At 60.7% G+C, this 10222-nt stretch carries 4 protein-coding genes, 1 tRNA gene and 2 rRNA genes (1 of these 7 cut by a window edge); 1 reads left to right on the forward strand and 6 read right to left on the reverse strand.

The genetic code is table 11. From position 1 onward, the window contains the following. Position 1: 1 nt before the first annotated feature. The 3 genes from VWN43_RS10345 to VWN43_RS10355 form a co-directional block, all read right to left on the reverse strand. Positions 2–850, reverse strand: coding sequence for a 3-hydroxyacyl-CoA dehydrogenase family protein (locus VWN43_RS10345; protein WP_320181803.1), 849 nt, complete (start codon positions 848–850; stop codon positions 2–4). After that, entirely contained in the window at positions 847–2904 is a 2058-nt protein-coding gene (locus VWN43_RS10350; protein ID WP_320181802.1) for an acetoacetate--CoA ligase, read from the reverse strand. The genes VWN43_RS10345 and VWN43_RS10350 overlap by 4 nt, the downstream gene beginning before the upstream one ends. A gap of 83 nt (positions 2905–2987) precedes the next feature. Beyond that, entirely contained in the window at positions 2988–5582 is a 2595-nt protein-coding gene (locus VWN43_RS10355; RefSeq protein WP_320181801.1) for a TonB-dependent receptor plug domain-containing protein, read from the reverse strand. A gap of 218 nt (positions 5583–5800) precedes the next feature. On the opposite strand from VWN43_RS10355, the gene VWN43_RS10360 reads away from it, so the two are divergent. Next, the gene (locus tag VWN43_RS10360) at positions 5801–6877 is read left to right on the forward strand and encodes an AraC family transcriptional regulator (protein WP_320181800.1); all 1077 of its coding nucleotides are present in this window, start codon (positions 5801–5803) and stop codon (positions 6875–6877) included. Between the two features lie 272 nt (positions 6878–7149). Here the strand turns inward: VWN43_RS10360 and VWN43_RS10365 are convergent. The 3 genes from VWN43_RS10365 to VWN43_RS10375 form a co-directional block, all read right to left on the reverse strand. Next, positions 7150–7226 (reverse strand) — tRNA-Met (locus VWN43_RS10365). A 116-nt stretch (positions 7227–7342) separates the two neighbouring features. Beyond that, a 5S ribosomal RNA gene (gene rrf / locus VWN43_RS10370) occupies positions 7343–7457 on the reverse strand. Positions 7458–7572: 115 nt separating this feature from the next. Further along, positions 7573–10222: ribosomal RNA gene (locus VWN43_RS10375) — 23S ribosomal RNA — on the reverse strand; it runs 144 nt beyond the window's last position.

Below are 10222 nucleotides of genomic sequence, written 5' to 3' on the forward strand. Positions count from 1 at the left end.
ATTATTGGCTCTCTTCCAGCCAGCCGGGATTTCCCCGACCGCCACCATACCCCGCGGCGACCCGCTGTCTGAGCAGAGCAGGCGGGCGGAATCTTTCGCCATAGGCATCGTGCAGTATGTCCTGCACTTGCAGACAAAGATCGGATGTCACGACGTCCATCATCGCGAATGGACCGATCGGATGGCCGAGGCCGAGGCGACATGCGGTGTCGAGATCGGCGGGGCCGGCGACGCCCTCTTCGACCAGTTTCACCGCCTCGATCAACATCGCGTGGAGCATGCGGTTGACCGCGAAGCCTGTGACATCCTTGATCCGCACCGGCTGTTTTCCGATGCCTTCGAGGATCGTGATCGCGTCGTCGGCGATTGCCGGTGCGGTCGCGAAAGCCGGAATAATTTCAACCAGCTTCATCCGGGAAACAGGCGAGAAGTAATGCGTGCCGAGAAAGCGCGCGCGCCGCTCGGGCCGCAAGAAGGCCGCAAGCGTGGAGATCGGCAGTGTCGAGGTATTCGACGCGATAATGCAATCGGGCCGGCATGCCTCGTCCAGCACGCGCAGCACCTCTTCCTTGGTCTCGAGCGATTCGGGGACGGCTTCGGTCACCATCGCGCAATCGGCCATCGCGCTTATCGAGGCGACCGGTGCGATCCGACCGAGCGCCGCCTTGGCCGCATCGCTTTCATAGAACTCCCGCGCGACGCCCTTGTCGAAGAGCGTGCGAAGCCGTTCGATGGCTCGCGAAAGCGCCTCTTCGCTGCGATCTTGTAGCAACACATCGTGGCCGGCCAGCGCGAAAACCAACGCTATCTCGGCCCCCATCAGGCCCGCGCCGACGACGCCAACCTTCATGAAGTATGCTCCGCACGAACATCGGCCTCGGACCGCGCATCGCGCTGCCATGCCTGCGCCTGATCGATGTACCATGGCAGCACCTCAGGCGTTGCGCTGGCATCGGCATTGATCACCTTGGCTGCTGGCCACCCGGCGAACAGCCGCTTGATCGGCAGTTCCTGCTTCTTGCCCGAAAGTGTGCGCGGGATACCTGGTGCGGCGATCAGCCGGTCGGGCACGAAGCGCGGCGAGAGACTCGTGCGGATTGCAGCTGAGATAGCGCCTCGCGTGTCTCCATCGACTGCCTTGCCTTCGCTCGGGACGACGAACATGACCAGCTTGCTACCCCCCTGCGTGTCTTCAAGATCGATAATCATGGAATCTGCAACGGCCGGCAGCTGCTCGACTGCAGCGTATACTTCCGCGGTCCCCATCCGCACGCCATGGCGGTTGATGGTGGCATCGCTGCGGCCCGAGATGGTGCAACTGCCATCCTCGTGAACCGTCAGCCAGTCGCCGTGACGCCAAATGCCCGGCCATTCGCCGAAGTAGGAATCGCGATACCGGCTCCCGTCGTCATCACCCCAGAAATACAGCGGCATGTTCGGGAAGGGCTTCGTGCAGACCAGTTCGCCGACTTCCTCGATCACTGGATTGCCATGTTCGTCCCACGCCTCGACAGCGGCGCCGAGGTGGCGGCATTGCAACCGGCCCGGCGTGTCGGACAGTTGGGGATTGCCAGCCATGAAAGCGGCAGCGATCTCGGTTCCCCCGCTGACATTGCACCACCAGATGTCCGGACGCCCGAGTGCGGCGAACTGCGCGGTGCCCCAGCGTTGTACGTCCGGGGGCAAGGGCGATCCGGTGCTGCCGAGAGCGCGGATGCGTTCGACCCCGACGGTCCCCGCGATCTCGACCCCGGCCTTGCGGCAATTGGCGAAGAAGGCCGCGCCCGCGCCGAACCAGGTGACGCCCGTCCGGCTCGCGAAATCCCACAGTCGGGTCCAGTCGGGATCGGCCTTCGTCCCGCTGGGCGATCCGTCGAACAGGCAAATGGTTGTGCCGCTCAGCAGTCCGCCGATCTGGATGTTCCACATCACCCAACCACTGGCGCTGTACCAGTGGAATCGCTCACCAAAGGTATTCGGAGCATAGCTCGGCCCGAGATCGAAATGGAGCCGCCCGGCAGCCGTCGCCAGAATCACACCGCCATGGCCGTGAACGATCGCCTTGGGCAGACCGGTGGTCCCGCTCGAATAGAGGATCCACAAGGGATGGTCGAAGGGCAGCATGGCGGGCTCGAAACCGGCCACGGCCGCGTCGTCGCGCGCGGTGGCGGCGGCGAAGTCGACCGCGTCGGGCATGGTACGCACTGCACAGTCGCTCGGAACCAGGTACACGGTTTCGATGCACGGGAGCTGTGCGAGGATCTCCGCCAGCGCGGCACTGCGGTCCAGGGCCTTGCCCGCGTAGAACACCCCGTCGACCGCGATCAGGGCCTTGGGCTGCGTCTGCCGCCAGCGATCGAGCACGGCGTTCGTCCCCATGTCGGGTGAACACAGCGTCCACACCGCACCCACGCTGGCGCACGCCAGCAGACCGATGACCGCAGCTGGAATATTGGGCAGATAGGCCGCCACCCGATCGCCTGGCGCAATCCCGCGTGCGCGCAGATCGAGGGCGAGGGAGGCAGCCCGGCGACGCAATTCGGACCACTCGATCGTCTCGCTCGTGCCGCGCTCGTCCAATGCGACGATTGCAGGTTGGCCGGCCGCCTCCGCAGCATCGACATGGCTGAAGACATGCTGCGCATAACTGAGCGTGGCGCCATCGAACCACCGCATGTCGGGCATGGCCTCGCCGCTCAGCACCGCACTTACCGCAGTCGGCGACTGGATGCGGTCCCACTCCCAGATGCTGCGCCAAAATCCTTGGAGGTCCTCGACCGACCAACGGTGCAGTTCGTCATAGGTCGCGAAATCGATCCCCCGGGTCTCTTGCAGCCAGTCGCGATACAAGCGGATTTGTGGAACGGGCGTCGCCAGGTCGAGGCTGGTCGAGACAGAATTCATCGAGAGAGGCCTTGCATCGGGAGCGGAAACGGTTGGGGGCGGAAGTATGGGCGGCACCCGGTCGGGTCGCCGCCCGCTTGAGCCTAAAATGCCGTGCGCAGGCTGACTGCCGCGTAGCGACCGATGGGGTTGTAAGCGCCCCCGAGCCCGTCGGTGCCGGGGAAATAGGGTGGCGTCACATCGAACAGATCGTTGATCTGCAAGCCGAGCTCGGTGCCTTCGAGGAAACTCTCTTGCGGCAGCGTCAGCGAGAGGCGCAGATCGACCGTCGTATATCCCTTCGCTTCGTAAAGCGCCGAGCCGGTCGGCGTAGCGTAGGATGCCGTGACGCCCGAACGATGATTGACGAAGTTGACGAAGGTCACCGGGCCGGCGGCGATGCCCAGCGTAGTACGCAGGGTCGCGCGCGGGATCCCGGCCTCGAGCGAATTACTCTCCGGCGAAGTAGGCGACAGGCGGTTCGAATAGTCGAGGATGTAATTGCCCGCGACCCCGCCGAACAGCGTGCCGAAACCGACCTCGCGCCGGTAGCGCAGATCGAAGTCGATGCCGCTGGTCTTGCGGACCCCGAAATTGCCCTGCCGCAGGTCGAGGATATTGCCGATCTGAGGGACGGCGTCGAAAGTGAAGTAGAACGGCACGGTGTTTGTGATCGCGTCGCTGACCTGCGCGGCACCGGGATCGCGTATGACCCGCGTGGCGAAAGTGGGATCGCTGAACAGCAGCGATCCAAGGCCGGAAGGCGCGCCGATCACGTCGTCGTACTTGATGTCGTAATAGGTCACGCTCGCGGTGAGGCCCGGGGCGAACAGCGGACGCAGATCGACGCCGGCGGACCAGGTACGCGCGGTTTCCGGCTCAATATCCGCATTGCCGCCATACAGCAGGATCGTGTTCACCTGCGCAGCCCCGCGCGCCGGATCGCGGGCGCCAAAGGCATCGACCAGCGCGGCTGCCGAATAATAGGAGCCAACGGTCGACCCCAGATCGCGCAGCCCTGGCGCGCGGAACGAATGACCGTAACTGCCGCGGAAGGCCACCCCGTCGAGCGGCTCCCAGGTGAGGCCTATCTTCGGATTGGTGGTCGACCCGAAATCACTGTAATGATCATATCGGCCCGACAGCGAGAGCGTGAGGCTCTGCCCGAACGCTCCCGCGTTGCCGTACCCGATGATCGGAATGAAAAGCTCGCCGTAAACCGACTGGACATTGCGGGCGAGATCTTCCGGGAAGCCGACGCCGCCGCTCTGACCGCGTTGCATATAGGTTTCACGCCGATATTCGGCACCTACCGCGATCTTGAGGTCGCCACCTGGAAGCTGCGCGAGCGGACCATCCACCTTCACCGCGCCGATCCGTGTGCGCTGGCGATTGGTGAAGTTGGTGGGATTGTCGAGGATTGCGGCGACCACCGCCGGATCGGTCTCGTAGCCGAACGGGTCGAGCGCGGTCGACGGCGTCGTTCCTGCAGCGGCAGCGGTCAGTGCAGTCGTATCGATGCCAGGCTGAAGCGTATCGTTCCGCGACCAGTTGTAGGTTCCGTACACACTCGCCTGGAAGTCGCCCGGCAGGTCGATGTCGACCCCGACGGTCGCGTTGCCGGTACGCACGCGATAGGTCTGGTCGAAGTGGTCGTCGCCGACCAGCCTGTCGGGCCGGAAATCGAAGTAGCCAAACACCGAACCCGTGCCCGGAGGCGCGCGGAAGTAAGGGTTGGCGGCGGTGATGAGGACGAAGGTCTGCCCGGGCAGCGCCGCCTGGACCGTATCCTTGCGGTCCGAGTAGAGCACATCCCCCCATACCGTGATGCGATCCGACAGGTCCTGCCGCACCGAGATCAGGCCGCTATGCGCTCGGCTCTCTGGCAGAAGGTCGACGGGGCCGCGCGCATCGCAGGTGTTGACACCCGGCTCGAGGCTCGGCGCAGCGTAGATCGTGCCTGCGAACAGGTTGACGTTGGCATCGGGACACACCGTCGAGCGTGTATCGATGCCACCCTCACTGCGGAAATCGAGTGAGCGATAGTCGCGATCGGCGCCGGTAATGTTGCTGTTCTGCGGGTACTGATAGGCGAGCACGACCGAGCCCGTTCCCCAGTCTTGACCGAAGATCGCGCCTGCGTTCAAGGCATCGTAGTCATCCGCGAAACCGTAACGGAAATTGGTCTCGAGCCCCGATACGCGCTTGCGGGTGATGAAGTTGATCACGCCCGCGACCGCTTCGGACCCATAGATGGCAGAGGCACCGTCGGCGACGATTTCGACCCGCTCGACCGCCAGTTCGGGGATCAGCGGATAATCGGGGTTGGTCTGCTGCACGCTGCCGGAAATCAGGCGATGCCCGTTCATCAGTGGCAAGGTAGCGGCTGTGGGCAGGCCCCGCAGACCAGGCGCGAAGGAACCGACTCCGCCATTGCTGACGCGCGGCGCGGTATTGAAGCTGTTGAGCTGCGGCACGGTCGCCAGCAGTTCGGGCGTGCTCGCCGCGCCGATCTGCTTCACATCTTCGCGCGTGACGGTGATCAGGTCGGACCCGGTCGGCGGCACGCCGCGGATGCTCGTTCCGGTGACGACGATCACGTCTTCAGAACCGGCGGCCGGGGCCTCGATCTCGGTGCTTTCGAGCTGGTCTCCGCCTGGGTCTGTCTGCGCATGGGCCGTAACGGGCAGGATCAACATCGTTGCAGCCAGTGCAGAATGGCGAAGCAGACGCGCACGGCGCCGCGTAGAAATCGACCTCATCGACATATTTTCTCTCCCATCGTGGTCGCGGACATCGCCGCGGCCGGACTTTGCCGGCTTGATGGGATGCTTATGGTCTGGCAGGCGCCTGCGTAAGCGCACGAGCGGACAACTCTGTGTCATTTGCGGACATGGTGAGGGGAGGAGCGGACAGGATGACCGTGGTAAACGAGGCCACCGCCGAGGCGGCGATGCGCAACGACCGAGAGGGATTCCCGACACTCAACCAGCGCATTTTCGCGCCCTTCAAGATCGCCACGGTCATCGATACGGTGACGGATCGCGGAATGTCGGCTGAAATTGTACTCGACAGGACTGGCCTGACACCGGCCGAGGTGCGCGATCCGCGCACGCTAACCTCGATCGGCCAGTACCTGACCGCGTGCGAGAACATTGTGGCGGCGGGGGCCGGGTACGCGGACGCCTTCGCGATCGGAGCGCGGTTGCACCTGTCGGCCTACGGAATGTACGGCTATGCCCTGATGTGTTCGCCAACCATGCGCGATTTCTTCGATTTCGCAGTCCGTTATCAGCCGCTCGCCACCCCTACCGTGCGGCTCCACTGGCGCGTCGAGGGCAAGGTTGCAATTTGGCAGTTTCGCGAGATCTACCGCGACATGATGAGCGACCAGGTGCGCACCTTCCTCGTCCGGCAGCAGATGAAGATGACCTTCACCCATATCCGCGACGCGGGGGGTAACGACAACCTGCCGGTGCGCGCTCTCTTCGCGCTACCGGAGGACGACCATGCTGGCCAGGACGCGCGCGAGCTTTCATGCGAGTGCCTTTACGGCCAGGCTGCAAACGAGCTGCACTACCCGCTCGGCATACTCGAATCGACGCCCGAGTTGGGCAACCGGCTGACCCGGATGATGCTCGAGGAAACCTGCGAACGCCTGATCGGACAATCGCGCATTTCTTCAGGTCTTTCGGGCGAGGTCTATCAGATGTTGCTGAGCGCACCCGGGCGGTTTCCCTCGATGACGGCGATTGCGGCGCAGCTTGGCCTGCAGGAGCGCACTCTCCGCCGCCGGTTGGCAGCGGAGGACGCGACCTACGGTGCAATCGTCGATGACGTGAGGCGCAAGCTCGCAATAGAATATCTGCAAACCACTCGGATGAGCGTGGACGATGTTGCATGGAAGGTTGGGTTCAGCGACGCAGCAAACTTGCGGCGGGCGGTGAAGCGGTGGACCAGGAAGACAGTGAACCAGATCCGAAAAGAAAAGTAAGCCCCGCTCGTTCAACGAGTCCTACCGGATTATTCGGCATGGATCTGCCATGGCTGAAATTGTGAAGTGTATCTGCAACCCGCAAGAAGCTTTTCCTCAAACCACCGAAAAAGTCGATACCTTGCTCCCACTCGGCCTGCGTGAGGCAGCCCATCACGCTATGCTACGCGGGAAGGCATAAGAGCCTGCTTCCTATATGCTTACAGAGCCACACACAAAAAGCCCCGCTGGAAGCAGCGGGGCGATTTATCGTTGTGATTTCAAGGGTTCGGTGGTTGCGGGGGTTGGATTTGAACCAACGACCTTCAGGTTATGAGCCTGACGAGCTACCGGACTGCTCCACCCCGCGGCACCGTGTGTACGTCCGCCGGCACCCGCCAGAGACGAAAAAGCCGCCGCGCGGGAGACCCGGCAGCGGCTTTTTGAAATCGTGAATGGGTTTATACCGCGTCCGTCTGCTATAATGCCTGGCGACGACCTACTCTTCCAGTGCTTGAGCACTAGTACCATCGGCGCAGTCCGGTTTCACGGCCGAGTTCGAGATGGGATCGGGTGGGTCACAGACGCTATAGCCACCAAGCAATAAAGCAGGCGGACGGGTTTAAATCGATGCTGTTGAGCATTCTGGGCTTATCCGGCTGAAGTTTCCTCCACCCTCGCGGACAGCACAGGGCTGTCGTTGATGGTATGGATCCTACAAGCGCGAAAAGAACTATTAGGACCGGTTAGCTACACGCATTACTGCGCTTCCACACCCGGCCTATCAACGTCGTGGTCTACGACGGTTCGAAGATTGCTTATCTCAAGGGAGGCTTCCCGCTTAGATGCTTTCAGCGGTTATCCCGTCCATACATAGCTACCCTGCGGCACCCTTGGCAGGATGACAGGTACACCAGAGGTATGTTCACCCCGGTCCTCTCGTACTAGGGGCAACTCCTTTCAACAATCGACGCCCACGGCAGATAGGGACCAAACTGTCTCGCGACGTTCTGAACCCAGCTCACGTACCACTTTAATTGGCGAACAGCCAAACCCTTGGGACCTGCTCCAGCCCCAGGATGTGATGAGCCGACATCGAGGTGCCAAACGATTCCGTCGATATGAGCTCTTGGGAATCATCAGCCTGTTATCCCCGGCGTACCTTTTATCCGTTGAGCGATGGCCCTTCCACGAGGGACCACCGGATCACTATGACCGACTTTCGTCTCTGCTCGACCTGTCGGTCTCGCAGTCAGGCATGCTTATGCCATTGCACTCTTGCAGACGGTTTCCAACCGTCCTGAGCATACCATCGCGCGCCTCCGTTACTCTTTAGGAGGCGACCGCCCCAGTCAAACTACCCGCCACAGAGGGTCCCAACACCGGATAACGGTGCGTGGTTAGACATCAGAAAATCACAGGGTGGTATTTCACAGGTTGGCTCCACACCAGCTGGCGCCGATGTTTCAAAGCCTCCCACCTATTCTACACAGTAATTTCCTAATGCCACTCTGAAGCTGCAGTAAAGGTGCACGGGGTCTTTCCGTCTAACCGCGGGTACTCCGCATCTTCACGGAGAATTCAATTTCGCTGAGCATATCCTGGAGACAGTGGGGAAGTCGTTACGCCATTCGTGCAGGTCGGAACTTACCCGACAAGGAATTTCGCTACCTTAGGACCGTTATAGTTACGGCCGCCGTTTACTCGGGCTTCAATTCGGAGCTTGCACTCCTCCTCTTAACCTTCGAGCACCGGGCAGGCGTCACACCCTATACGTCGTCTTGAAGCCGACTTAGCAGAGTGCTGTGTTTTTGCTAAACAGTCGCTACCCCCTGGCCTGTGCCCCCTCCACACTACTTGCGTAATGAGAGGGCCTCCTTCTTCCGAAGGTACGGAGGCAATTTGCCGAGTTCCTTCAGGATACTTCTCTCAAGCGCCTTGGTATACTCTACCTGACCACCTGTGTCGGTTTCGGGTACGGTCTATATTGAAGAGGCTATTTCCTGGAACCGCTTGGCTGCCCGACCAATCCAATAAGGTCGAACAACTTCCACGATCCGTCACACATCTTCAGGCCCACGAATATTTACGTGGTTCCCATCGACTACCCCCTTCGGGCTCGTCTTAGGGGCCGGCTAACCCTGCTCCGATTAGCGTTGAGCAGGAACCCTTGGTCTTTCGGCGACAGGGCATCTCACCCTGTTTGTCGCTACTCATGTCAGCATTCGCACTTCCGATATGTCCACCGTCGGTTACCCTTCGGCTTCAACCACTTACGGAACGCTCCGCTACCGCTCAGAATAAATTCTGAACCCTAAGCTTCGGTGCATATCTTTAGCCCCGTTACATCTTCGCCGCAGGAACCCTTATTTAGACCAGTGAGCTGTTACGCTTTCTTTAAAGGATGGCTGCTTCTAAGCCAACCTCCTGGTTGTTTTGGGATTCCCACATGCTTTCCCACTTAGATATGACTTGGGGACCTTAGCTGTAGGTTAGGGCTGTTTCCCTTTTGACGACGGACCTTAGCACCCGCCGTCTGTCTGCCGGATAAGACTCGATGGTATTCGGAGTTTGGTTAGGTTTGGTACCGCTCGCGCAGCCCTAGCCCATCCAGTGCTCTACCCCCATCGGCATACATCCGACGCTCTACCTCAATAGATTTCGCGGAGAACCAGCTATTTCCCGGCTTGATTGGCCTTTCACCCCTAAACACAGCTCATCCGAGAATTTTTCAACATTCACCGGTTCGGTCCTCCAGTGCATGTTACTGCACCTTCAACCTGGCCATGCCTAGATCGCCGGGGTTCGGGTCTAATTCATCGAACTCAGTCGCCCTATTCAGACTCGCTTTCGCTGCGCCTACACCTAACGGCTTAAGCTTGCTCGATAAATTAAGTCACTGACCCATTATGCAAGAGGTACGCTGTCACCCCCTATGGGGCTCCAACTGCTTGTAAGCATTCGGTTTCAGGTACTGTTTCACTCCCCTAATCGGGGTGCTTTTCACCTTTCCCTCACGGTACTTGTTCGCTATCGGTCATGTGCGAGTATTTAGGCTTGGAGGGTGGTCCCCCCATGTTCAGACAGGATTTCACGTGTCCCGCCCTACTCGAGTCTTCTTCGATTGTTTTCACCTACGGGGCTGTCACCCGCTATGGCCACTCTTTCCAAAGTGTTCGGTTAACTAACGAAGAAGCACTGGCCTGGTCCCGGTTCGCTCGCCACTACTACGGGAATCTCTGTTGATGTCTTTTCCTCCGGGTACTGAGATGTTTCAGTTCCCCGGGTTCGCTTCACCAAACCTATGTATTCAGTCTGGTGATACCCTATCCACCTCTTTCCGGCCGACCCGAAGGTCGAACGAAA

It is taken from the genome of Qipengyuania sp. HL-TH1 (assembly GCF_036365825.1).
Classification (GTDB): domain Bacteria; phylum Pseudomonadota; class Alphaproteobacteria; order Sphingomonadales; family Sphingomonadaceae; genus Qipengyuania; species Qipengyuania profunda.

Bases quoted from the DNA above. Each gene is read 5' to 3' on its own strand.
- VWN43_RS10345 (WP_320181803.1), bottom strand. From the start codon at position 850: ATGAAGGTTGGCGTCGTCGGCGCGGGCCTGATGGGGGCCGAGATAGCG.
- VWN43_RS10355 (WP_320181801.1), bottom strand. From the start codon at position 5,582: ATGTTGATCCTGCCCGTTACGGCCCATGCGCAGACAGACCCAGGCGGA.
- VWN43_RS10350 (WP_320181802.1), bottom strand. From the start codon at position 2,904: ATGAATTCTGTCTCGACCAGCCTCGACCTGGCGACGCCCGTTCCACAA.
- VWN43_RS10360 (WP_320181800.1), top strand. From the start codon at position 5,801: ATGACCGTGGTAAACGAGGCCACCGCCGAGGCGGCGATGCGCAACGAC.